The sequence below is a fragment of the Vibrio sp. L3-7 genome, from assembly GCF_963898195.1.
Lineage (GTDB): Bacteria > Pseudomonadota > Gammaproteobacteria > Enterobacterales > Vibrionaceae > Vibrio > Vibrio echinoideorum.
This window is the reverse complement of sequence record NZ_CAWQUW010000066.1, coordinates 121,979-146,873: the sequence shown is the minus strand read 5'-3', so window position 1 is coordinate 146,873 and position 24,895 is coordinate 121,979. Positions and strand designations below refer to the sequence as shown.

Here is a 24,895-nt window from a genome sequence, read left to right as displayed (position 1 = left end):
TAATGAGAAAACATACCCTGTCTGTCATTGTTATTACCAAGAATGAAGAAGACCGAATTGAAACTTGCCTTAAATCTGTTGTTGATATTGCCGATGAACTGATTGTTTTAGACAGTGGCTCAACAGATGCAACAGTTGAAATATGCCAAAAATATACAGATGACGTGACAATCACTGATTGGCCTGGCTTTGGTAAGCAAAAGCAGCGAGCGCTAGATAAAGCGACATGTGATTGGGTGCTATCAATTGATGCTGACGAAGCTCTAGATGAAGAGATGAGCAAGGCTCTTGTTGAACTATTGAAGCAAGATCAAATCAAACACACAGCGTATAAACTTCCTTGGGGAGTGACCCTTTATGGCACAACGCTCAAGTATGGCCGTAGCGCTCGCGCAGTCTTAAGATTGTTCAAGAGAGAAGGCTCTCGATATACGTTAGACGAGGTTCATGAGACGGTTGTTCCAGAGCAAGGCTCGACAGGGATATTGAAGGGGTTTCTTCTTCATTACACCCATCGTGATTATGGCCATGGTTTAGATAAAGCAGCACAGTACGCTTGGCTTGGTTCGCAAAAGTACCATCGTAAAGGAAAGAAATCACACGGTTTATTCTTGGCTTTATTACGTGCTACATGGACGTTCTTCCTTGTGTATATCATTCGCCGTGGCTTTATGGATGGCAGTGTCGGCTTCATTATGGCGATGACCTACGCCCAAGTGAATTTCAATAAATACGTCGGTTTGTGGATTCTTGAAAACCGTTCAGAAGCCAGCTCAAAAGACCAAGCCAAATAGGAACTGAGAGATGAAGATTTTAGTTTGTGCATCTTACTTACATGCATGGAACAGTTTACGCCCTGAAGCCGCAATTTTTATTGAGCTTGCGCGTCAAGGTCACCAAGTCACTATCATGACCCAAGGTGAGTCTGAGCATGTCTCAAAGCTAAAAGAGTGCGGCATTCGAGTCGTTGATGGTTACCCAAAGCGTAAAATTTGTTTTGATACCATTAAAAAGATTCGCCACGAGCTGAAAACGCATGATTACGACATCTGCTATGCTTTTAACTCAAAAACGATACCTAATGCGGCGTTTGCCTGTATTGGTTTCAAGGTTAAATTAGTCGTTTATCGAGGCACTACTGGAGGTTTATATCGACATGACCCAAGTGCTTATCTAACACAGCTACATCCTCGTGTAGATGGCATAGTCTGTGTCTCTGAAGCGGTTCGACAAGATGTGGTGAAGCGCGTTTGGAAGAACAAAGATAACGTTGTTACCATATACAAAGGGCATGAATTGGATTGGTATAAAGTACCACCAACCGAGCGCTCTGAGTTTGGTTTGAATGAAGATGATGTAGTCGCAATTACTGCAGCGCACGTAAGGCCAAGTAAGGGTATCTCTGTCTTACTTGAGGCGACCAAATACATTACTGCACCAAACTTCCATTTGATCTTAGCGGGCAGCGGCTACGAGCCTCATTTTGATGAGATGAAAACAAGCCCTATGAGTGAGCGAATTCACTACATTGGTCATCGTACTGACATCCCTTCAATTATGTGTATGGCTGACTTTCAAGTTCAGCCATCGATTAGCGGAGAAGGGCTACCACGCACAATTGTCGAAGCGATGGCAAATGGCACAACCTCAGTAGTGACAACTACCGGTGGCGCTCCTGAACTCGTTGTAGATGGCGAGACTGGTTATATTGTCCCGACTGGTGACGCCAAGGCGTTAGGTGAGGCTATGGACAAGCTCGCACAAGATAAGGCAAAGTGCACAACAATGAGTGAAGCGGCTAAGAAGCGCCTAGATGAAAGCTTTAGTTCACGAGTGACAGTGAAGAAGCATTTGGAATTTTTTGATAGATTGTTGAGTAAGCAGTTATGAATTTGTATCTGTGCTCTACATTGCGGCATTTTTTATTTGCTTTATTAAAATCATTAAAAGAGGTAGAGCAGGAAAGTCGAATAATAGTTGTTACGGATCAGCAGGGACTTGAGCCTGAAAGTTTCGATTTGTCTATCTTACCCAGTACCATTACGGTGAAGTTTATAGGTAGAAAAAAACTTCTTGAAGAAATATATAGAGGTGGTGTAGGAATTATTCATAAATGCTTTGCCGTAGCTAATTATCAGAATGAGTTCTTCAAAAAAAGAACAGTTAATAAGCTATATGAAAGTGAAATATTAAGTAAAAAATTCACAGCCGAAAAAACGCGTTTATTTTTATTTAATGATCGTAACCGTCTTTCAAGGTTAATGCGTTTAGCTTTCTCCTTTTATGAAGTTATAGAAGATGGGTTGTCGAATTATACAGGCACAGAGTTAAGTTTCGCTGACCGTTTTCTTTCTAATAAAAAAATTCGGCGTTATATTGGAGATGATCGACGTTGTAAGGTTATCCATTTACTAACTCCTGAATTGGCCCCTAGTCAAATTGTAAACAAAGTACAAAGTATAGACTTCATCGACCCTAATAACGTCAACAGGTTCTTGTATTCAATTTTTAAATTGGATAATTCAAATGTGGTGATCCCTGATGTGATAATTGCCACACAGCCTATTTCTATTGCTGGTATGAATGATTCAGGGAAAGATATAGACGTTTATCGTAAAATGGTGGAACACCTTGAATCTAAAAATTTCACGTATGCTTTTAAGGTTCACCCTAGAGAAAATGAAGGTAAGTATAAAAGTGCATTTCCAGTTTCAAAGTTTATAAAAAGCAAAATCCCACTGGAGTTGTTGGTGTTCGCCTCTTCAAGCTCACCAGTAGTCTTATCAGTATATTCTAGTGCTGGTATGGGATTTGAAGGTTTTTGCCGTAGAATGACTTTAATAACGGATGATGAAGCTGAGGTGCAGACTGAGATTTATAATCAATGGAAAGAAAGTCTTTTAGACTTAAATAAACGCTTAGAGGCAATGTTTTGATAAAAAAAATGGTTTTTGTAATATCAGCTTTGCGAGGAGGTGGAGCTGAGAAGTTTGTGCTTAACCTTTATAAGGTAATGGAAAAACATCAAGGCTATGAGTGCCATATTGTTGCTATAGAAAAAGCCGTCGAGCATGATATCGATGGTTGCCGTGTGCACTTTGTTAGTGATTTTTGTAACGTTTCAAAAAAAGGGTTAAGACGTCTTTCATATAAAAAAAACGTAGCTAAATCTATAGATAAATATATAAGCCAAAACATATCAAAAGATGCACTTGTACTGAGTAACATGCTACTGGCTGATAAAATCATGTCTGAAAGTACCTTGCGAGTGCATCACGTAATTCATAGTTCATACCATTCGGCGTTTTTACTAGGGAAAGGTTGGCTTAAGAAAAAACAAATAAAAAGAAAAATAAACGCTACTTATAAAAATCACCCTCTGATTTTTGTGTCTGAAGCTTCAAAATGTGAGTATGAATCATCATTTGAATCTAAATTCTCAAATACTGTTATTTATAACCCAACAGAGTTAGAAGAGCTTGAAAATTTAGCTGATGAACCTGTTGATGTGGATAGTTTAGGTGACTATCTTGTACACATTGGACGATTCAATCGAGCTAAGCGACATGATCGTTTGATTGATGCATTCTCAAAAATGACTAACACATCAGTCAAGCTTGTCTTACTTGGAAATGGTGGCCTGTTAGAGAAAGCTCAGCAACAAGTTAAAGTTCTAGGCCTTGAAGAACGTGTCATTTTTAAAGGTTTTTTAGCAAATCCATACCCTTATTTAAAGCATTCTAAAGGCTTAGTACTGACCTCTGATTTCGAGGGGTTACCCACGGTATTGATAGAGGCAATAGCCCTTGAAAAGCCGTTACTTACTACAAATTGCTCGGGTGGAATCTATGAAATCGTTGGTAATAACCAATTCGTAATTTGTACAAAAAATGACTTGCCGCAAAATATGGATAAAATGCTATCTCACAGCCAATATTATACTGTTCCATTTGATAATAAGTTTTCGGCTATGTGCATAACTGAAGCTTACCATCAACTTAATTTATATTAAATTCATGGGAATTTAGCCGATTAATAGGTTAGTTATACATCATATTCAGGCAAGGAAGGGGATTCTATATCCCCCTTTACATATCCTATTTAAACTTGTTTTTAATTTTGAAAAGATACTTTTGTTGAGTATACAATTTCCCCCAGAACCCTTTATGTTTGGATTTTAAGAAAATTATACCTTTATTACTTTTCCAAGAGTGTTGATACCAGTGAGTCATGTAGCGAGGTGTATGACTATTTATATCTAATAGTTTCTTTCCATCATATGCATAAAAATAAGCTTGTTCATACAATCGACATGGTTCTAATTCTTGGTAACCATTGTGAGTTAACTTATAGGATAAAACCTTAGGCCCCATATATAGTGAAGATGACATTATTTCGTTTTCATAGAAATGAACAAGCTTCGCTAATATTTTTGAGTTTTTATCGGCATAAATTATTGCATTGCCTAGAAATTTATCACTTTCCCACCCAGCAGAAAAAGACAACTCATCAAATAATGGGAAGGGATCTTTGGTTATTGTTACGTCTGTATCTAAATAAAGTCCACCCTCTAAAGACAATATTTTTAGGCGTAAGTAATCGGTGACGAAAGCATAGAGTTTTCTTTTATAGCATTCTCGAGCAAACTCACAGCCATTTATCAAGTCGATTACGACAGGGTTATCATCTAGCCAAAGTTTATAAGTAAACCCCTGCTTTTCCCAATCATCGATGCATGCATTAGAGAAACTATTCGGAGTCCCTCCTAACCAGATTGCATGAATTATTTTATTTTGTTTCATTTCTTATATCGCCTTTAAAATTATAACTATATAACACTCCAAGGACTAAAGTGTGAATCAAAACCCCACTTTTTACAAAGAGGTATGATTCAAAAAAGTTTAGAACTATTAAGAAAGAATATAGGCAAGCTGCAAAGATAAGCATCTCCTGATTTCCTTTCTTTTTTACGATGTTAAAAATATGAAAATAAAGATAGAAAATCAATCCTACACCAATTAAACCATATGATGCAATTAATTCTAAGTAGCTACTATGAAGGTGTCGAATTTTGTATTTTTCATACATTTCGGAGTGATTAGAATGTTCTAAGATATATGTATTGGCGTTGTTGCCTAGCCCCAAAACAGGATTAAAGAGGAATTGCTTAATGGTATCATTCCAAAAGTGAACTCTTATACCAACTGACGTATAAGGTATATTGTCAGAAAAATCATCCAAGGTCTGAACCATTTTCTCTCGAATTGTTATGTTCTTTATTGAAGAGGGAATCGCTATTACTTCTTTAGGTTGAGATTTGATCTCAATTAAATTTTCATTTTCTCTTGTCGTTTTCTCAATACTCAATTCATATTCTTCCTGAAATACCTTTGCTTCAGAACTAACTCGGGGAAGGGATGAATAAATAAAGCTAAATAGAACACCCAATATAATAATAAAAGTAAAAGCTAGATTTTCTTTACTATTTTTTAAGCTGGAATAAAATAAAATAGAAAGTGGTATTGTGAGTGCGACATAAGCAGAGCGAGATTGTGTCCCCATTAGTAGGAATATAGTGATGGTAGTTAATATAAGTAATGGTGCTAATTTTCCAATACTTATTTTTATTTTAGAAACTATATATGTGACAATTATCAGAGAGGTAGCAAGAAGTGCAGCAGAGTGATTTGCATTCATGAAGTCATAATTAACTCTAACACCATTAATTATTTTAGAGTAATCGGAGTGGATATCTTTTGAATGTAATAGGCATGTTAATACTGCACCAATAGAAAAAGAAACCAGAGTAATATTTATTTTATTATTGTCACCTTTAAGCCAATATGCAATAGCGATAAAAATAAAAAGATAACCAAGCCAAGTTAATGATAGTTCATTGATATATTCTGGATCTAATTTATGTAAGTTGTACCAACTGATTATCTGAATGATGATAGATGCTATAAATAATTGGACAACTCTGAGTTTTAATATGTTTACACGTTGGCTATATAGTGCGAATAAAGTACCTAAATAAATGATAGTTTGGAAAAAATCACCGACATAGCGATAAGATGTTTTAAACATAAAATAACCAAAAATACTTAAAAGTATCAATAAACTAAAATAGTTTTCATTTTTCTGTAAATGTTTAAATTTGATCATTATTTATAAGGGTTTATATTGTTTTCAGGACGAGTCTTAAGCAGTCTTAAGATCCACATATATTGTTCCGGGTTCTTACTCACGTAATCTTCAATGCATTGATTCATCATGCGTGCATCTTGCTCTTCGCTTCCTGTTGGGAATGGTAGGGCAGGGTAAAAATCTAGGGTGTATTGGCCACTATTGCTATCGTATTGAGCAAATAAAGGAACGATTTTAGCTTTGCTTAGTTTTGATAAGCGACCTAAGCCTGAGATCGTTGCTTTCTGAGTCGCGAAAAAGTCAACGAAGACACTGTGTTCACGGCCAAGATCTTCATCAGGAAGGTAGTAACCAAGATATCCATCACGCACTGACTTGATGAAAGGCTTGATACCACCACTGCGATCATAAACACGACCGCCGTATTGCACGCGCTGTCTGTGCATTAGCCAGTCACTGAGTTTGTTTTTCTGTGCTTTCGCCATCGCAGATACAGGTAAATTGCGTGATGCTAATAATACCGCTGGGATATCGATAGCCCATGTATGAGGTACCAACAAAATCACATTCTCGCCACCGTCCGTAACATCGGTTAGGTTGCTCAGGCCGTTTATCGAAGTGTTATTCTCTAGCCAAGTTTTACTCTTGAGTGTCAGTGAAGCAAACCCCATCAAAAACGATATAGATGTAACGTATGACTGGTAGAGAGTTTCTTCGCGCTCTTCGATAGATTGCTCAGGGAAACACATCTCAAGATTCACACGAGCTCGGCGGTTAGCCTTATTCTTGATTTTTACAGCTTGCTTAGCCATAAACTTAGCGAGAGCTAAACGAATGCTATTAGGTAAGAAGCAGACTAAAGACGATAACAGAACAGCAATCCAAGTGCCCCAGTATTTAGGTGCTAGAAATCCCCATTCAAACTCAGGATTGTAAGCTTTTGGATCAAAATCATTACGTTGTGTGGTCATTCGTTCACTACATTATTTAAATCAGAGAGTTAACTTTATATCGGTCACTCGAGGAATGATTATGCTTGCTAGGTTGTCCAATAGTGCACCTCAAAAAGTAGGGTGCATTATTAGTCTTAATCTGAAATATAAAGCTTACAGCTATGCGTTGACGAGCTTCATGTACTCAGCGACGCCATCGGCTACTGTCCTAAACTCGATATCGCAACCTGTATTGCGAAGCTTAGTTAAGTCAGCTTGAGTGAATTCTTGGTAAGCACCTTTTAAATGCTCAGGGAAAGGAATCGTTTCGATTTCGCCTTTACCATGGTGTTTGATGACTGCTTTAGCGACTTCTTCAAAAGACTCTGCGTTGCCTGCACCTAGGTTGAAGATGCCTGAAACACCATTCTTCAAGAACCATAGGTTTACCGCTGCGACATCACCGACATACACAAAATCACGCTTGAAGGTTTCGCTACCTGCGAACAACTTAGGGTTTTCACCGGCGTTCATTTGGTTGTTTAGGTGGAATGCTACCGAGGCCATGCTGCCTTTGTGTTGTTCACGAGGGCCATAAACGTTGAAGTATCGGAAACCAACGATTTGTGGAAGCGTTTCGTTATGCGCTGCAGCATCCGCGGTTAGGCGGCGAACATAGTTATCAAATTGTTGTTTTGAATAGCCGTAGACATTCAATGCACCTTCGTACTCTCTCTCCTCGATAAAAGTATCGGTTTCGCCATAAGTGGCAGCAGAAGAGGCATACAGGAAGGGGATTTCACGCTCCACACAGTAATGAAGTAGCTCTTTTGAGTATTCATAGTTGTTGAGCATCATGTATTTGCCATCCCACTCAGTGGTCGCAGAGCACGCACCTTCATGGAAAACAGCTTCAATAGGGCCGAAATCATCACCAGCCATAACCTGAGTTAGAAAGTCATCACGATCCATATAATCAGTGATGTCTAGGTCTACAAGGTTCTTAAATTTCTTACCATCTTTTAAGTTGTCGACGACTAGAATATCGTTGTGGCCCGCTTCATTAAGCGCCTTAACAATATTGCTGCCAATCATGCCAGCACCACCAGTTACGATAATCATAATTTTCTAACTCTTTTGAATACAAAACTATAACGAGTATAGCAAGGAATGGATAAGGCGGGCTAGTGGAATAATTCCCCAACCAGAGTATGATACCGCAAGCTAAGTTATAAATTATGTTGAGTTAATTACTCAAAACTATAGGTATTATCATGAAGATTGCAGTAGCCGGTACTGGGTATGTGGGTCTATCAAACGCAATGCTGTTAGCACAACATCACGAAGTAGTCGCGGTAGATATCATCGATGAAAAAGTGACAATGCTGAATAATAAGCAGTCGCCGATTGTAGATAATGAGATTGAGCACTTTCTATCAAATAAGTCGCTGAATTTCAGGGCGACAACAGATAAAACGGCTTACAAAGGTGCTGAGTTTGTCATCATTGCTACTCCAACCGATTATGATCCAAAAAACAATTATTTTGATACTAGCTCTGTAGAATCGGTCATTAAAGACGTCATGGATATCAATCCCAATGCAGTCATGGTGATCAAATCAACGGTACCTGTTGGTTATACTGAGCGCGTCAAGCAAGAGCTGAACTGTGAAAATGTTATGTTTTCACCTGAGTTTTTGCGTGAAGGCAAAGCCTTGTACGATAACCTACACCCATCACGTATTATCGTGGGTGAGTGTTCTGAACGCGCTAAAGTGTTTGCGAATCTGCTGGTTGAAGGCGCAGAAAAAGAGAATATCGACGTACTGTTTACTAACTCAACAGAAGCAGAAGCAGTAAAGCTCTTCTCAAATACCTACCTGGCGATGCGTGTTTCTTATTTCAATGAGCTCGATTCTTATGCCGAAGCGCATGGTTTGGATTCTCGTCAGATCATCGAAGGTGTGGGTTTAGACCCTCGTATTGGTAATCACTACAACAACCCTTCATTTGGTTACGGTGGCTACTGCTTACCGAAAGACACCAAGCAACTGTTGGCGAATTACGAAGATGTACCTAACAACATTGTGGGTGCTATTGTCGATGCTAACCGCACTCGCAAGGACTTCATTGCCGATTCTATTATTAAGCGCTCGCCTAAAATTGTAGGTATTTATCGCTTGATCATGAAGTCTGGCTCGGACAACTTCCGTGCGTCGTCGATTCAAGGGATTATGAAGCGTTTGAAAGCTAAAGGCATAGAAGTGGTCGTGTTCGAACCCGTGTTGGAAGAAGAGCATTTCTTTAACTCGAAGGTTTATTCTGATCTCGAAGAGTTCAAAGCCGTATCGGATGTGATTGTATCCAACAGAATGGTAGAAGAGATCGCAGACGTTGCAAATAAGGTTTACACACGAGACCTATTTGGCAGTGATTGATTCCAGCAGCGATTGATTCCTATCTATTTTAGCTAATGCTAATTAGACCAGATGTTAACAGCTCGATCTATCCGTTTAGTGGGGATATACTGAACCACTAAACGGATAGGGATACTTATTACCAATGAAAACACGTGACAAGATTGTTTATGCTGCTCTAGAGCTTTTTAATGAGCATGGCGAGCGTAGTATTACGACCAATCATATTGCTGAGCACATCGAGATTAGCCCTGGTAACCTCTATTACCACTTCCGCAACAAACAAGAAATTGTCCGTGATATCTTTACTCTCTATTCGACAGAGTTGCTTGAAAGGTTCACACCGATTCAAGGGCAACAAGAAAGTCTGACGCTACTAAAGAGCTACTTAGATTCTATCTTCACGCTGATGTGGAAGTACCGATTCTTCTATGCGAACCTACCTGAAATATTGTCTCGTGATGAAAAGCTCCATCTTGATTACATGGCAGTTCAAGAAAAACTGCAAACTAATCTTGTGGGTATCATGAGAGCCTTCGTTGAGTTGAACTTGCTCAAAGCAACAGATGCAGAAATGAAGTCGATGGTTACGTCTCTTCACTTGATTGCATCGGGTTGGTTGGCATATCAGTCTGCAATGTCTCCAAAAGCTCAAATTACTGAGCAAGTGGTCCATCAAGGAATGCTACAGATGATAGCGACCGTCAAACCGATTGCAACAACACAAGGCTTCGAGCAACTGACATTATTGGAAGATGGTGTAAGGGCTTTGAATTCGAAGTAGAAAGAGATGAGTGAGCGAAAAGGGGATTTGAAGAGCGGGCAAGAGCTGACTTGAATAGCTAGGTAGATAGATAGCGGTAATGACGTTCTCTTCAATTTCTAAATCGGCTCTAAATTTTTTCGCATCCCGATTACTCGCATCCCGTATCTGCTTTTACCTAACCAACCAACTCTTCGGGTTCTGAGCTTGGCTGTTTCTACGAATCTCAAAGTACAGTGATGGACGAGTTTGGCCGCCAGTGTTACCAGCCAGTGCAATTGCTTCACCTGCTTTAACTTTGTCACCTTCTTTCTTTAAAAGCGCTTGGTTAAAGCCATAGAGCGTCATATCGCCTTTGCCATGGTCAAGCAGTACTACTAAGCCATAACCACGCAGATATTCAGCGAATACCACTGTTCCTGAATAAACCGATTTAACTTGCTGACCGTATTTAGCGTTGATCACCATGCCTTTCCAGTTTACTTGGCCGGTTTGGCGCGAACCGTAGTTATGTAGAACTTTATCTTTGATTGGCCAAGGTAGTTTACCTTTACGTTTGGCTAACCCATCCATAGGGACGGCATTACGTCGTTCTCGTGCCGCTTTCTCGGCTTTCGCTATTTCAGCTTTCAGGCGAGTTTCATTTCGCTGAAGCTCTGCCAAATAGTTCTTGTCACCCGAGATGTTTTTCTTAATGCTGCCAACCGTTTGTTTACGCTGCGTTTGAGTCTGAGATAGCTTGTCGCGTTTTGAGGTTTGTTGTTTTAACAGCATTGCTATTTGTTCTTGCTCAAGTTGGCGCTGCTTATGGCTTTCTTCTAATTCAAGCTGTGTTCGTTCAAGCGTTTTGATTGTTGCCGAGCGCGCTTTGGCAAGGTGTTGGTAATAGTGACTGATGCGATCTTCTTCTACCCCAGTATTGAGAATGTGAGAAGAGGCTTTAGCTCGGCTTGTCATGTAGTAAGTTTGAATGAGCTGTTCTAACTTGTCTGTCTGAATTTTTTTTTGTGCTGTGAGTGCTTCTATCTTGGTACTTAAGTTCGCAATATTAGCATTAGCAGTATTGAGTTGCTTTTTACTGTCTAGAATCGCTTTTTCAAGCGAAGCGATGGAGAGCTCTTGTTTCTTGAGGTTTGCCTGTAGGCTATCGAGTTTTTTCTGCTGTGAGGAAAGGTTTTTTTGTTGACGAGAGATTTCGCTTGATACGCCTTTCAGTTCACCTTGAGATGCAGCAAATGATGATGAAGACAAAAGAGCAACACCAAGGCTGGCAGATATCAAAAGAACAGTGCTCATTGATTGAACGGGTTTCATCATTATCGTCATTTTGCTCTTATTAATAATCAGCATCTGCTGCGAGTCTTTTCGCATCTCGGCTATCGGTTATTCGTCGGATCCCGAATCTGCTCTTAAATCCCATCACCATGGATGAAGTTCTGAGAGCGACCGTTAAACCCCTGATCCATATCCAAAGACGGCTTGTCAGTTTTCGGTTTTCCAACAATTTTTGCAGGAACACCAGCGACAGTCGTATGAGGCGGTACGGCTTGCAGAACCACAGAGCAAGAACCAATTTTCGCGCCTTCACCCACTTCAATATTGCCAAGTATTTTAGCGCCGGCACCGATCATTACACCTTCTCGGATTTTAGGGTGACGATCGCCACCTTCTTTACCCGTACCACCTAAAGTCACGTCTTGAAGGATAGATACATCATTTTCAACGACAGCTGTTTCACCAATCACGATACCGGTGGCGTGGTCGAGCATGATCGCTTTACCGATACGAGCGGCTGGGTGAATATCCACTTGGCAAGCAACTGAAATTTGGTTCTGTAGGTAAGTAGCAAGTGCAATACGCCCTTGCTTCCATAGCCAGTTAGCCACTCGGTAACCTTGCAAAGCGTGGTAGCCTTTCAGATAAAGCAGAGGCATCGAGTACATCTCGACCGCAGGATCTCGATTTACCGTCGCGCAAATATCACAAGCAGCCGCATCAATAATCGATTGATCTTGCTTAAATGCTTGTTCAACCACTTCACGCACTGCCATTGCTGGCATTGAAGCTGTTTTAAGCTTGTTTGCCAGAATGTAGCTGAGTGCAGCCCCCAAGCTTTCATGGTTGATAATCGTGGCATGATAAAAACTCGCAAGCATAGGTTCTTGCTCCGACTGCTGTCGAGCTTCCTTCACAATGCATTGCCAAACTTTTTGTTGTTCACAGTGTTTCATTTTACCATCCATTATTTTTTAAGGGGCAGAGACGAGTGAGTTTAGAAGAGCCGATTAGAGTAGCGAGTAATGAAAAGCATTTTTCGTCGAACTTTGAATGTGCTCTTCATCTTTTCGAATCTCGCTTACTCGAATCTCTTTACTGCTCTTACTATCTTTCTGACTTCTTGTCTCGTGCAAGTAGATCTTGCGCCGCCAGGTGTGCATCTTTCCCTTGATACAACACTTGATAAATTTGTTCAACAATTGGCATCTCAACGCCCATGCGTTCTGATAATAACCAAACTTCTTTGGTGTTGCGATAACCTTCAACGACTTGGCCAATTTCTTCTTGTGCGGTATCCACATCTTTGCCTGCGCCAAGTGCCAAACCAAAGCGACGGTTACGTGATTGGTTGTCGGTACAGGTTAGCACTAGGTCGCCTAGTCCTGCCATGCCCATAAAGGTTTCTGGTTGCGCGCCAAGAGCTGCGCCCAATCGACTCATTTCCGCTAAACCGCGCGTGATAAGTGCGGTACGTGCATTGGCACCAAAGCCAATACCATCTGACATGCCTGCGCCAATTGCGATAACATTCTTCACTGCGCCGCCAAGTTGCATGCCGATGAAATCAGAGTTTGCGTATACGCGGAATGTTTTGCCGCAATGAATCTTCTCTTGTAGCTCTTCTAGGAAAACTTCGTCAGGTGAAGCGACAGAGATAGCCGTTGGCATACCCATCGCTAACTCTTTGGCGAAGGTGGGGCCTGATAGAACCGCTAACGAGTAGCCATCACCAAGCACGTCGTGGGCGACATCTTTAAGTAGGCGGCCTGTTTCTGGCTCTAAACCTTTGGTTGCCCAACAAATACGAGAGTTTGTCGTTAAGTGAGGTTTTAGGCTATTTAGAACGATACCAAACACGTGGCTAGGAACAACAACAAGAAGGTCACGGCTTGCTGTTACCGCTTTCTCAAGGTCTGATTCGATGATGAGACTTTCAGGAAAGTCGATATTCGGCAGAAACTCATTATTCGCACGCTCTGATTCAAGGCGAGCCATATGAACCGGATCATGCCCCCAAAGAACAACGTTTGCACCGTTACGCGCTAGAGAGATCGCTAAAGATGTCCCATAAGAACCTGCGCCTACCACTGTCATCGCAATGTCTTTACCGTAAGCGCTGTCTTTACCGTAAGCGTCTGTCGCGTGAGTCGGGCGAGTTGTTTCTGTCATGCTTCCACCTAAAAATAATGAGGGAAATCGAAGAGTTCTGGAGAAGTTCTCTATAAAAGAAAGAGGTCTTTACCAAAAGATAGTGCTCTCTACCAAATAAAGGCGCTCTCTACTAAATAACAGCGCTCTTCACTAAAAGAATATACAAAAAATGCACACCGCAGAAGCTGCGATGTGCATTTAAAACTAACTATTTAATAAAAGCCAAGCTTCTAATCAAAACCAATCTTCTAATAAACTAAGAGTTTATAAGGACCATTGGCTAACTAAGCGTTAAGTTCTACTTAGAAACTTAAGCTTGCTCGCCTTCAGTTTGTTCTGCTTGTTGAGCTTGGTTTTGTAGGTAGTTCATGAACAAAGCATCAAAGTTTACTGGCGCTAGGTTCAGTTGTGGGAACGTACCTTTAACCACTAGGCTAGAAATCGTTTCACGAGCGTATGGGAATAAGATGTTAGGGCAGAAAGCACCTAGGCAATGTGCCAGTTGACCCGCTTCCATTTCGCTTGCAGAGAAGATACCACCTTGTTGAACTTCACAAAGGAATGCTGTGTCATCTGCGTTCTTAACCGTAACGGTTAGACGTAGGATTACTTCGAACACGCCTTCGCCAAGTTCACGGCTTTGAGTGTCTAGGTCCAGTTTTACATCTGGGTTCCACTCTTTTTGAAACATGTCTGGAGAGTTTGGCGCTTCAAAAGATACGTCTTTTAGGAAGATACGTTGGATTGAGAAGTTTTGTTGTGCGTCTTGTTGTGCTGCTTCAGCCATTTTCTTGTCCTTAAAAATTTATAATTAGGTTTTGTTCGTCATATCTGCCGAACAAAACCTTAAAGTCATATTCGTGTAATTAGGTCAGCTTACTTCTTGTCGTTAACGGCTGTTTGTCTTTAAAGGCTTTTCACCTTTAACTACTTCTTGCCTTTAACCTATTTCTTACCTTTAACCAAAGGTAGGTTAGCTTCGCTCCAAGCCACTAAGCCACTTTTCAGTACGCTTACGTTTTCGAAGCCTGCTTTAACCAGTAGGTTAGCGCTTTCTTGAGCTGTCTGACCTGTCTTGCATACTACGATGATTGGGTCTGCTTTATGACTTTCAAGGCTACCAAAGCTATTTGCTTTGATATCTGACGGCAAAATGTGAAGTGCGTCAGTAATGTGGCCTTTTTTGAATTCATCCTTTGTACGAATATCCACCACAACGCCGTTTTCACGGTTAATCAGATGTGTGGTTTGTGCTGCCGTGATCTCTTTGTAGGCAGCGTTTGATGTTTTGATAACGTTCGCAATGATGGCAACAATCAAGCCGATCCATACGATGGCTAAAATCATATTCTCTTGAACAAATGGAACTAACTCTTGCATATCTTGAACTCTTATTCGTTATTGGGCGAAAAACTATAGGTCAGGAGTATAGCGAGAAAGGGTAGGAGAATACAGAGGAAGCATGATTGGAGCTCAACTCAAGTTAAAACGAAACATTAATCTATATTTTTACTGGTAAGTCACACGTTTCTTAAATTCGAATCAATTGAACATCGAATGTTCAATTATTGACAACTTGAATAAGAGTAAGGGGCTTTGTTGAGAAAAGAGCGAGGGATCATCAAAACCTTACACTTCTAAATGCGATATGAAGCAAGATAATCGACTTATGAGGGCATAAAATTATTACAGGAGCAATTTGCTTGTGAGACTATATTCCACCATTGGAGAATGTATCCTCTATTTGCTATGATACGTTGATTTTAAGCTGGACCATTTTAACCTTTGTAACGCACTACAATCAGGATTTATTTTGCCTCTAGGAGCTAAACCTAAGGGCGGTAGCGTATCAAAATGAATGATTTTAATTTTGAAAGTAGAGCTTTAAGAGAGTTGTGCTTGGTTGTGTGACTAGGTCGAAAAACAGTGTGGGACCAAATCTCTCGAGGCATATGGAAGAAGCTATATATTTTGTTGCTGATGTCAAAGTTTTGAATGGTCCTAAAGCCGCTTCGATAGGTCATTGCTTATTCATTTGATACGGGTTCTGTTGTGGTACTTGAAGTGTTTGGATAAAATTGAAATTCATACGAGAGTCCTATTTAATAATCTTACCTTGAGTTTCGGAGGGTATCTCGGTGTCTCAAATGAAATGTGTCTCAGTGGGTTGGAATGACTGAAGTAATAAACCGAATTTTTAAACTTTGTTAGGTAAAGATAGTATGAATTTTTCGTTAGAGAATACGAAGGTTGGCATCATTGGTTTAGGCTACGTCGGCCTACCTTTAGCTGTTGAGTTCGGTAAAAAACAAGCAACAATTGGTTTTGATATCAATGAACGTCGAATTACTGAATTATCAATAGGCACTGACAGCACATTGGAATGTAGTGATGAAGAGTTAAGTGAAGCTATTCACTTGACTTACACTGCTTCATTAGATGATTTAAGCGATTGTAACGTCTACATTGTCACGGTGCCAACACCAATTGACGAACACAAACAACCAGACTTATCCCCACTAATTAAGGCATCAGAAGCGCTAGGTTCGGTTATCTCTCAAGGGGATATTATCATCTATGAATCAACCGTATACCCAGGAGCAACCGAAGAAACTTGTATTCCTGTAGTTGAAGGTGTTTCGGGCTTGATTTTTAACCAAGATTTCTATGCGGGTTACTCGCCTGAGCGTATCAATCCAGGTGATAAAGAACACCGTGTAACCAGTATTTTAAAGGTTACAAGCGGTTCAACAGATGAAGTCGCTGAATTTGTTGACCAACTGTATAAAACGATTATTACTGCGGGTACGCACAAAGCGTCGAGCATCAAAGTTGCCGAGGCGGCAAAAGTAATTGAAAATACTCAGCGTGATGTGAATATTGCATTAATCAATGAGCTTTCAATTATTTTCAATAAATTGAATATTGATACTCTTGAGGTGTTAGAGGCTGCAGGGACTAAATGGAATTTCTTACCATTCCGCCCTGGTCTTGTCGGTGGGCACTGTATCGGTGTGGACCCATACTACTTAACGCATAAAGCGCAAACTGTAGGATATCATCCGGAGATGATTTTAGCGGGGCGCCGTTTGAATGATGGTATGGGGGAATATGTAGTCTCTACGTTGGTTAAAAGCATGCTTAAAAAGCGCATTCATGTTGAAGGCGCTAATGTACTTGTTATGGGCTTAACGTTTAAAGAAAACTGTCCAGACCTTAGAAATACCAAAGTGATCGATATTGTTTCTGAACTTAAAGAATACAACATCAATGTTGATATTATGGATCCTTGGTGCTCAAACGAAGAGGCACAACGTGAGTATGGCCTGTCGGTTATTAAAGAAGCACAGTTTAATCACTATGATGGTATTGTTTTAGCTGTATCACATGATGAATTCAAAAGGTTAGGTGCAGAAAATATCAGAGCATTCGGTAAAGAAACGCATGTGTTATATGATTTGAAGTATGTCCTAGAAAAAGCCGATGTAGACATGCGTCTCTAATGACCTCAAACCTAAAATTACGTACATGCGTTAATTAGTATGTGATTGTCGAAAAAGTACTTTTATTCCCTCTAATCCTTATGTTTAAACAAGTGGCCGATATGACAAAATATGACCAAGTAAAGCAGCAATTAACGGAATGCCCTAAAAAATGGTTAATTACAGGGGTGGCAGGTTTTATCGGTTCTAATCTATTAGAAACGCTCTTGAAATTGAATCAACAAGTGGTTGGGTTAGATAACTTTGCTACAGGTCATCAACATAATTTAGATGAAGTACATTCGCTTGTCACTGAAGAGCAATGGGGACGATTTTCATTTATTGAAGGTGATATTCGAACATATAGTGATTGTGAAAAAGCCATCGGCATAGGTGAAGCTGCGGTTGACTACGTGCTTCATCAAGCAGCTTTAGGTAGTGTGCCAAGATCAATTGCTGATCCGATCACAACTAATGCTACTAACATTACTGGTTTTCTTAATATGTTGGCGGCAGCAAAAGAAGCACAAGTGAGTAGTTTTACTTATGCTGCAAGCAGCTCGACCTATGGTGACCATCCTGCATTACCAAAAATAGAAGCAAACATTGGTAACCCGCTATCACCTTATGCCGTTACTAAATATGTAAATGAGCTTTATGCTGGAGTGTACGCTCGAACTTACGGTTTTAAAACTATAGGCCTTCGTTACTTTAATGTGTTTGGGCCGAGACAAGACCCTAATGGTGCTTATGCGGCAGTTATACCGAAGTGGACGGCAGCTATGCTTGAAGGTGATGAGGTCTTTATTAATGGTGATGGCGAAACTAGTCGAGATTTTTGTTTTATAGACAACGTAGTGCAAATGAACCTCTTAGCAGCAACAAGTGATGAAGCCGCTAAAGACGAAGTATATAATGTTGCACTAGGGGATAGAACTACATTAAATGAGCTTTATTATTCGATTCAAAAAGCATTGAATGATTTGAGTGTAGAACATTCAATACAACCGACATATCGCGACTTTCGAGCTGGTGATGTAAGACACTCACAAGCTGATATATCAAAAGCAAAAATCAACTTAGGATATTCACCACAGTATAACCTGTCTAAGGGGATTGATATTGCAATGCCTTGGTACAAACAACTAATTCTGAACGCTAAGTAAAATAATGCAGGAACTAACAAACGTTATGAAAATTTTAGTAACCGGCGGTGCCGGTTTTATCGGCTCTGCGGTCATTCGTCATATTATTACTAATACCTCTGACAGCGTTGTCAATGTTGATAAGCTAACTTACGCGGGTAATTTAGAGTCTCTTATTGAAGTGGATTCAAATGAACGTTACGCGTTTGAAGCTGTTGATATTTGTGATCGTACTGAGCTTGATCGTGTTTTCTCTGAGCATCAACCGGACGCGGTAATGCATCTCGCGGCAGAATCTCATGTTGACCGCTCTATCGATGGCCCCGCAGCATTTATCGAAACCAATATTGTAGGCACGTACACTTTACTTGAAGCGACTCGAACTTATTGGAATACATTGTCTGATGATAAAAAACAAGCATTCCGTTTTCACCATATCTCAACCGATGAAGTTTATGGTGATTTAGAAGGTACGGATGATTTGTTTACTGAGACAACATCATACGAGCCATCAAGCCCATATTCGGCATCAAAAGCGTCTTCTGACCATCTAGTTCGATCATGGCTACGTACCTATGGTTTGCCAACGGTAGTCACCAATTGTTCAAACAACTACGGTCCTTACCATTTCCCTGAAAAGCTTATTCCACTGATGATTTTGAATGCTTTAGACGGTAAGGCTTTGCCTGTTTACGGTAATGGCATGCAAATTCGAGATTGGCTGTTTGTAGAAGACCATGCGCGCGCGTTGTACAAAGTGGTAACGGAAGGTGATATCGGTGAAACCTACAACATTGGTGGTCACAATGAAAAAGCGAACATTGATGTCGTAAAAACCATTTGTTCATTACTTGAAGAGCTCGTTCCTACTAAGCCAGAAGGTGTGAAGCAGTACCTTGATCTTATCACTTATGTGACTGACCGCCCCGGGCACGATGTTCGTTACGCGATTGATGCGTCAAAAATTGAGCGCGAGTTGGGTTGGAAGCCAGAAGAAACGTTCGAGTCTGGTATCCGAAAAACTGTTGAATGGTACTTAAATAACAAACAATGGTGGTCTCGCGTATTAGACGGTTCCTATGCCGGTCAGCGCTTGGGTGTGTCTTCTGAGTCAGTTATAACTGAGAAGGGTACTAAATAATGAAAGGTATTGTTCTTGCTGGTGGTTCCGGTACGCGTTTATATCCTTTGACTCGTGGTGTCTCTAAACAACTGTTGCCTATCTACGATAAGCCAATGGTGTTTTATCCGATTTCGACCTTAATGCTTGCGGGCATTAAAGACATTTTAATCATTACTACGCCTGAAGATAACGCGGGTTTTAAACGTTTATTAGGTGACGGCTCTTACTTTGGTATTAATATCGAGTATGCCATTCAACCCAGTCCTGATGGCTTAGCCCAAGCCTTTATTATCGGTGAAGAGTTCATTGGTGATGACAGTGTGTGCTTGGTGTTGGGCGATAACATTTTTTATGGACAATCTTTCTCTCAAACGTTGAAAAATGCCGCATCTCGCGAGTCTGGTGCAACCGTATTTGGTTATCAAGTTAAAGATCCTGAACGTTTTGGTGTGGTCGAATTTGATGAAGAGATGAAAGCTGTTTCGATTGAAGAAAAACCGGAATCGCCAAAATCAAATTATGCAGTAACGGGGTTGTATTTCTACGATAACCGAGTGGTTGAGATGGCGAAGAAAGTAAAGCCTTCTCATCGTGGTGAGTTAGAAATTACGACGCTAAATGAAATGTATCTAAATGATGGTTCTTTGAATGTAGAGTTACTGGGCCGTGGTTTTGCGTGGTTAGATACTGGCACGCATGAAAGCCTGCATGAAGCGTCTTCTTTTGTTCAAACGATTGAGAATGTTCAGGGTTTGAAAGTCGCTTGTTTAGAAGAGATTTCATGGCGTAATGGTTGGTTAAGTGACGAGCAAGTGTTAGCTCTTGCCAAACCAATGATGAAGAATGAATACGGTCAATACTTGACTCGTTTAGTTAATGAGAGTCAAAAAAAGGCAATCAATTGATGCGAGTATTAATTACAGGTTGTTACGGTCAAGTAGGTCACTGCCTGACTCAACAATTGGCGGATAAAGAAAGCACAACTGTGCTTGCTTTAGACCGAGACCAGCTAGACATCACCAATCAAGACTCAGTGAATGCTATTGTTGATGATTTCAAGCCTACCATCATTATTAATGCTGCGGCACATACTGCGGTTGATAAAGCTGAAGAGGAGGTTGAACTTTCTTATGCGATTAATCGTGACGGCCCTAAATATCTAGCACAAGCGGCGCAAAATGTTGGTGCTGCAATACTGCATATTTCCACTGATTACGTCTTTGAAGGTAATAAAGTGGGTGAGTATGCAGAAAGTGACCAGACAAACCCTCAAGGTGTTTACGGCGAAAGTAAGCTCGCTGGTGAAAAAGCTGTTGCACAAGCGTGTGAAAAGCACGTTATCCTTCGTACCGCTTGGGTTTTTGGTGAGAACGGCAATAACTTTGTTAAGACCATGCTCCGCTTAGGTGAAAATCGAGACGCATTAAGCATTGTCGGAGACCAGTTTGGTGGACCTACATACGCAGGTGATATTGCGAGTACATTGATTCAAATCGCGAAGCGCATTACCCAAAGTGATGCAGTTGAGTACGGTGTTTACCATTACTCGGGTTTGCCACACGTCAGTTGGTTTGACTTTGCTAATGCGATTTTTGATGTGGCCGTTGAGCAAGGGGTACTGGTAAAAAAACCTAGCTTAATCAGTATTACCACCGAAGAATACCCTACACCCGCAAAGCGCCCAAGTAACTCTCGACTCAGTACGGAAAGAATCACCCAAACTTTCTCGGTTAAAGCGAGTGATTGGAAAGCAGCATTGGGCAATATTGAAGCATACGCAGGATAAGATAATGAAAGTGATAGATACCCGTATCCCTGATGTTAAAATTATAGAGCCAAGTGTATTTGGTGATGAACGTGGTTTTTTCATGGAAACCTGGAATCAAAAGAAATTTGAAGAATTAGTAACAGGTAAACCGACACAGTTCGTGCAAGATAATCATTCTAAGTCTAAGAAAGGAATCTTACGTGGTTTACATTACCAAACAGAGAATACTCAAGGGAAGTTGGTAAGAGTTGTTTCCGGTGAAGTATTTGATGTTGCAGTGGATATTCGTAAAAACTCCCCAACATTTGGTCAATGGGTAGGGGAGTATCTTTCAGCTGATAATAAGCGTCAATTATGGGTTCCTGAGGGATTTGCTCATGGTTTTTATGTGACTAGTGATGAGGCTGAGTTTGTCTATAAGTGTACCGATTTCTATAACCCTGAGGCTGAGGTCTCCATTTTTTGGGGGGATAGTTCTCTCTCCATTGATTGGCCTTTATTGTGTGAACCTGAGCTATCTAAAAAAGATATAAACGGAAAAGTATTCTCGATTAATACGAGCCTATAAACATAACAATTAATCAATATAGAATTGTTCGAGAGGAACTTATGAATACGTTTTATAGAGAGGCACCTTGGGACTCTAGGGTTTTTGGTTTGTCGTGTTGTGAAATTATAAATTTTGATGAAGACTCAACAGAGCTAGACTGTCATATTCAGCAAGTTAAAAATACTTATGATTTTATTTACGGCCGGGTTGGTGTTAATAGTAAAGTTCGTACTCTTTTATCAGAACAAGGTTTTGTTGGTACTGAAATATCTGCACTGGCTAAGCTAACCAAGTTACAGAAGCGTAATTTAGTATCTAAGCCTCTAACAAATATTTATCTAAATTCTATTACTAGTGATTATCAACAAGAAATAATAGAAAGTGCGGATAAAATGTACTCTTATTCTCGCTTTCATGAAAGCCCCTTCATTACGGGAAAGTTAGCCAATTTAAGAATGAAAAATTGGGTTGTCGACCTCATATCGAATAATACTCCCTGTCTTTTATTAATATTGAATGAGGAAGGGAAAAGTAAATTATTAGGCTATATGTTTTTCTCTCGCGAAAATAAGAAAGCAAATTTATTATTAGGTGGAGTTCTGAATGGAGAAGGAATCCATGCGCTGACATTATGGCAGCAAGTATTAATTGAATTGCAAAATTCAGGCGTAAATGTCGTTACAGCAAGGGTGTCACTTTCAAACTCTGGTGTAGTTAAGCTATATCAGCACTACGACTTCCAATTAACTGATTTTTTAATAGATTACCAAATGGTGAAAAATAATGGATAAATATATTGACTTAGTTCTATCAACGCTATCAGAGATTGGTGAAGATGAAGATAACTCAGCTTTAATTGAAGCTCATACTAAAACTAAACTGTTTGGTGCTAGTGGTGTTTTAGATAGCGTTGGTATCGTGTTTTTGATCACTGAGCTTGAAGAGAAAATTAGCGACGAATTTGAAGTTGACGTAACTTTAGCCAATGAAAAAGCTATGAGTCAAGTTACATCGCCATTTCGGAGTGTTGAAACACTAGCAAAGTATATTGCGCAATTAATCGAAGAGTAGAGACTTTATTATGCCGTTAAATATCGTTATTACAGGTTCTAGAAAAGGTTTAGGTAAGTTTTTAGCTGAGTATTATCTAGCGCTTGGCCATAAGGTGATAGGTTGTAGCCGTCAAAAAAGTAGTATTGAACACGAAAATTATCATCATTTTGAACTAGATGTGACAGATGAAAAAGCTGTTGTATCCATGGTTAGAAGTATAAGAAAACAGCATTTAACCATTGATGTACTAGTTAATAATGCAGGTATGGCTGCAATGAATCACTTCATCACAACGCCTTTGAGTAGTGTTAAAGATGTAATGGCGACGAATGTTTACGGTACTTTTTTGTTTTCTCGAGAAATTTCAAAATTAATGATGAAGCAAAAATCAGGGTCTATTGTTAATTATTCAACAGTTGCTGTTCCATTAGATCTGGGAGGCGAAGCTATCTACGCTGCAAGCAAGGCAGCAGTAGAATCATTAACTAGAATATCAGCCAAAGAATTAGCACCTTATGGTATTCGCGTTAATGCTGTAGGGCCAACTCCAGTGCCAACAGATTTGATAAAGGCTGTACCGAAACAAAAGATTGATGATCTGATTGCGAGTCAAGCTATTAAACGACTTGGAAGAGAAGATGATGTTGTTAATATTGTCGACTTTTTTATATCTCCAAGAAGCGAGTTTATTACAGGGCAGGTGATATATTTAGGTGGAGTATTTAAATAGTGAAATATTTGGAGAAAATTTCAGATTATTCTGAATCTATAGCACTTAGCTTCAACTCTGGTAAATACACTTATATTGAACTCATTCGAAATATTGAAAAATTCGAAAAGATATTAGTAGATGTTGGTGACAATCAAGTAGTTTGCATAGTTGGTGATTATTCATTCGATGCTATTTCATTATTTTTTGCTTTAGTTAAGAAAAAATGCACAATTGTTCCAATAGTAAGTGAAAATAATGAAGAGATAGATAAACGTATTTCCGTAATCAAACCAGATGTCATTATCAATTTAAGAAAATCACCAACTTGTGTTATTGAGACGTTGGAATTAGGCGATCATTGTCGACATCAATTAATTTCGGATCTTATGGATCGTCAACAGTCTGGACTGGTTCTTTTTAGTAGCGGGAGTACTGGAGAGCCAAAAGCGATGATTCATAATTTGGATATATTGTTGGATTCATATATTGAAAAACGACCTAAGACTCTATCTATTATGGTTTTTTTGATGTTTGACCACATTGGTGGTTTGAATACGCTACTTAGTTCTTTATCAATGGGTGCAAAAATTGTGATCCCTCAAAAGAGGGAGCCTGAGCATGTAGCTATGTTGATCGAGCGAGAAAAAGTTAATCTTCTGCCTGCTTCACCAACGTTCTTAAATATGATGCTAATTGCAAATGTACACCAACAATATGAACTTAAGTCTTTGCGAATGGTTACATATGGAACGGAAGCGATGCCTGAAAGCTTATTGCTACGTTTGAAATCCACATGGCCACGAGTGAAATTATTACAGACGTTCGGAACGAGTGAAACCGGCATCGCCCAAACTTCTAGCCGTTCCTCAAGCAGTTTAGAAATTAAGTTTGATGACCCTAATCAAGAATACAAAATTGTTAATAACGAACTCTGGTTGCGCAGTCGAACCCAAATATTAGGGTACTTAAACCATAATATGGATAGTTTTTCAGATGATGGATGGTTTAAGACTGGTGATTTGGTAGAAGAATCAGAAGATGGATATTTGAGAATAAAAGGTAGAGCCAAAGAAGTTATTAATGTTGGTGGAGAGAAGGTTTTACCAAGCGAAGTTGAATCGGTATTGTTGGAGATTGAAGCCGTAGAAGATTGCGTTGTTTATGCTGCTGCCAGTGCAATCACGGGGCAAACTGTTGTAACAAATATAACACCAGCGGAAAATACTGATATAAAAGAGCTAAAAAAACAAATTCGTAAATATTGTCGAGAGAAACTAGAGACTTATAAGGTGCCAACAAAAATTAACTTTAATTCGGATACTGGTGTCAGTGAGCGATTTAAGAAAAATAGAATCAATAAGTACAATATCTAGT

25 protein-coding genes are annotated in these 24,895 nt (G+C 39.8%); 16 read left to right on the top strand and 9 right to left on the bottom strand.

From position 1 onward, the window contains the following. The first annotated feature begins 2 nt into the window (after positions 1-2). The 4 genes from AACW75_RS23690 to AACW75_RS23675 are packed head-to-tail and all read left to right on the top strand — an operon-like array spanning position 3 to position 4,012. Entirely contained in the window at positions 3-794 is a 792-nt protein-coding gene (locus tag AACW75_RS23690; protein ID WP_145570095.1) for a glycosyltransferase family 2 protein, read from the top strand. Positions 795-804: 10 nt separating this feature from the next. Next, complete coding sequence (locus AACW75_RS23685) at positions 805-1,890, top strand: glycosyltransferase family 4 protein (RefSeq protein ID WP_145570096.1); 1,086 nt, start codon at positions 805-807, stop codon at positions 1,888-1,890. Next, positions 1,887-2,936, top strand: a complete 1,050-nt coding sequence (locus AACW75_RS23680) for a glycosyltransferase family 52 (RefSeq protein ID WP_145570097.1) — start codon at positions 1,887-1,889, stop codon at positions 2,934-2,936. Before AACW75_RS23685 ends, AACW75_RS23680 begins: the two co-directional genes overlap by 4 nt. Further along, a complete protein-coding gene (locus AACW75_RS23675; RefSeq protein WP_145570098.1) occupies positions 2,933-4,012 on the top strand; it encodes a glycosyltransferase in 1,080 nt (359 codons plus the stop codon). The genes AACW75_RS23680 and AACW75_RS23675 overlap by 4 nt, the downstream gene beginning before the upstream one ends. Positions 4,013-4,097: 85 nt before the next feature. Here AACW75_RS23675 and AACW75_RS23670 read toward each other — a convergent pair whose 3' ends face one another. From AACW75_RS23670 to rfaD, 4 genes are all read right to left on the bottom strand, one after another. After that, positions 4,098-4,802: a glycosyltransferase family 32 protein gene (locus AACW75_RS23670; RefSeq protein WP_145570099.1), complete on the bottom strand. Its 705-nt coding sequence runs from the start codon at positions 4,800-4,802 to the stop codon at positions 4,098-4,100. Next, positions 4,789-6,087 carry an O-antigen ligase family protein gene (locus AACW75_RS23665; RefSeq protein ID WP_237297560.1) on the bottom strand — a complete coding sequence of 433 codons (1,299 nt, stop codon included), beginning with the start codon at positions 6,085-6,087 and terminating at the stop codon, positions 4,789-4,791. Before AACW75_RS23665 ends, AACW75_RS23670 begins: the two co-directional genes overlap by 14 nt. Positions 6,088-6,164: 77 nt before the next feature. Beyond that, positions 6,165-7,118, bottom strand: coding sequence for a lauroyl-Kdo(2)-lipid IV(A) myristoyltransferase (gene lpxM / locus AACW75_RS23660; protein ID WP_145570101.1), 954 nt, complete (start codon positions 7,116-7,118; stop codon positions 6,165-6,167). A 141-nt stretch (positions 7,119-7,259) separates the two neighbouring features. Further along, positions 7,260-8,201, bottom strand: a complete 942-nt coding sequence (gene rfaD / locus AACW75_RS23655) for an ADP-glyceromanno-heptose 6-epimerase (RefSeq protein ID WP_145570102.1) — start codon at positions 8,199-8,201, stop codon at positions 7,260-7,262. 152 nt (positions 8,202-8,353) lie between these two features. On the opposite strand from rfaD, the gene AACW75_RS23650 reads away from it, so the two are divergent. Together AACW75_RS23650 and AACW75_RS23645 are read left to right on the top strand one after the other, a co-directional pair. Beyond that, positions 8,354-9,517, top strand: coding sequence for a nucleotide sugar dehydrogenase (locus AACW75_RS23650; RefSeq protein WP_145570103.1), 1,164 nt, complete (start codon positions 8,354-8,356; stop codon positions 9,515-9,517). A gap of 124 nt (positions 9,518-9,641) precedes the next feature. Continuing rightward, on the top strand, positions 9,642-10,280 hold the full coding sequence (locus AACW75_RS23645; protein ID WP_017074434.1) for a TetR/AcrR family transcriptional regulator: 639 nt from the start codon (positions 9,642-9,644) through the stop codon (positions 10,278-10,280). Positions 10,281-10,433: 153 nt separating this feature from the next. On the opposite strand, the gene AACW75_RS23640 is transcribed toward AACW75_RS23645, so the two are convergent. From AACW75_RS23640 to AACW75_RS23620, 5 genes are all read right to left on the bottom strand, one after another. Beyond that, positions 10,434-11,585, bottom strand: a complete 1,152-nt coding sequence (locus tag AACW75_RS23640) for a murein hydrolase activator EnvC family protein (protein WP_261378900.1) — start codon at positions 11,583-11,585, stop codon at positions 10,434-10,436. 83 nt (positions 11,586-11,668) lie between these two features. Continuing rightward, positions 11,669-12,490 (bottom strand): serine O-acetyltransferase, encoded by an 822-nt coding sequence (gene cysE / locus AACW75_RS23635; protein ID WP_009847961.1) that lies wholly within the window; start codon positions 12,488-12,490, stop codon positions 11,669-11,671. 151 nt (positions 12,491-12,641) lie between these two features. Next, positions 12,642-13,706 (bottom strand): NAD(P)H-dependent glycerol-3-phosphate dehydrogenase, encoded by a 1,065-nt coding sequence (gene gpsA / locus AACW75_RS23630; protein ID WP_237297559.1) that lies wholly within the window; start codon positions 13,704-13,706, stop codon positions 12,642-12,644. 292 nt (positions 13,707-13,998) lie between these two features. Beyond that, complete coding sequence (secB, locus tag AACW75_RS23625) at positions 13,999-14,475, bottom strand: protein-export chaperone SecB (protein ID WP_017074437.1); 477 nt, start codon at positions 14,473-14,475, stop codon at positions 13,999-14,001. A 158-nt stretch (positions 14,476-14,633) separates the two neighbouring features. Further along, positions 14,634-15,068 (bottom strand): rhodanese-like domain-containing protein, encoded by a 435-nt coding sequence (locus tag AACW75_RS23620; RefSeq protein WP_145570106.1) that lies wholly within the window; start codon positions 15,066-15,068, stop codon positions 14,634-14,636. Between the two features lie 842 nt (positions 15,069-15,910). Between AACW75_RS23620 and tviB the strand changes: the two genes are divergently transcribed. The 10 genes from tviB to AACW75_RS23570 all read left to right on the top strand — a co-directional run bounded on the left by tviB (position 15,911) and on the right by AACW75_RS23570 (position 24,894). Then, positions 15,911-17,191: a Vi polysaccharide biosynthesis UDP-N-acetylglucosamine C-6 dehydrogenase TviB gene (tviB, locus tag AACW75_RS23615; RefSeq protein ID WP_145570107.1), complete on the top strand. Its 1,281-nt coding sequence runs from the start codon at positions 15,911-15,913 to the stop codon at positions 17,189-17,191. 101 nt (positions 17,192-17,292) lie between these two features. Further along, a complete protein-coding gene (locus AACW75_RS23610) occupies positions 17,293-18,336 on the top strand; it encodes an NAD-dependent epimerase/dehydratase family protein (protein WP_145570108.1) in 1,044 nt (347 codons plus the stop codon). 25 nt (positions 18,337-18,361) lie between these two features. Beyond that, entirely contained in the window at positions 18,362-19,456 is a 1,095-nt protein-coding gene (gene rffG, locus AACW75_RS23605; RefSeq protein WP_237297558.1) for a dTDP-glucose 4,6-dehydratase, read from the top strand. Next, a complete protein-coding gene (gene rfbA / locus AACW75_RS23600; protein ID WP_145570110.1) occupies positions 19,456-20,343 on the top strand; it encodes a glucose-1-phosphate thymidylyltransferase RfbA in 888 nt (295 codons plus the stop codon). Before rffG ends, rfbA begins: the two co-directional genes overlap by 1 nt. Beyond that, positions 20,343-21,224 (top strand): dTDP-4-dehydrorhamnose reductase, encoded by an 882-nt coding sequence (gene rfbD / locus AACW75_RS23595; protein ID WP_237297557.1) that lies wholly within the window; start codon positions 20,343-20,345, stop codon positions 21,222-21,224. Before rfbA ends, rfbD begins: the two co-directional genes overlap by 1 nt. Positions 21,225-21,228: 4 nt before the next feature. Continuing rightward, complete coding sequence (gene rfbC, locus AACW75_RS23590; RefSeq protein ID WP_102571993.1) at positions 21,229-21,774, top strand: dTDP-4-dehydrorhamnose 3,5-epimerase; 546 nt, start codon at positions 21,229-21,231, stop codon at positions 21,772-21,774. Between the two features lie 41 nt (positions 21,775-21,815). Continuing rightward, positions 21,816-22,547: a hypothetical protein gene (locus tag AACW75_RS23585; protein ID WP_102571992.1), complete on the top strand. Its 732-nt coding sequence runs from the start codon at positions 21,816-21,818 to the stop codon at positions 22,545-22,547. Then, positions 22,540-22,827: a hypothetical protein gene (locus AACW75_RS23580; protein ID WP_102571991.1), complete on the top strand. Its 288-nt coding sequence runs from the start codon at positions 22,540-22,542 to the stop codon at positions 22,825-22,827. Before AACW75_RS23585 ends, AACW75_RS23580 begins: the two co-directional genes overlap by 8 nt. 10 nt (positions 22,828-22,837) lie before the next feature. Next, a complete protein-coding gene (locus AACW75_RS23575) occupies positions 22,838-23,539 on the top strand; it encodes an SDR family NAD(P)-dependent oxidoreductase (RefSeq protein WP_102571990.1) in 702 nt (233 codons plus the stop codon). Next, positions 23,539-24,894: an ANL family adenylate-forming protein gene (locus tag AACW75_RS23570; protein WP_237297556.1), complete on the top strand. Its 1,356-nt coding sequence runs from the start codon at positions 23,539-23,541 to the stop codon at positions 24,892-24,894. Before AACW75_RS23575 ends, AACW75_RS23570 begins: the two co-directional genes overlap by 1 nt. Position 24,895: the final 1 nt, after the last annotated feature.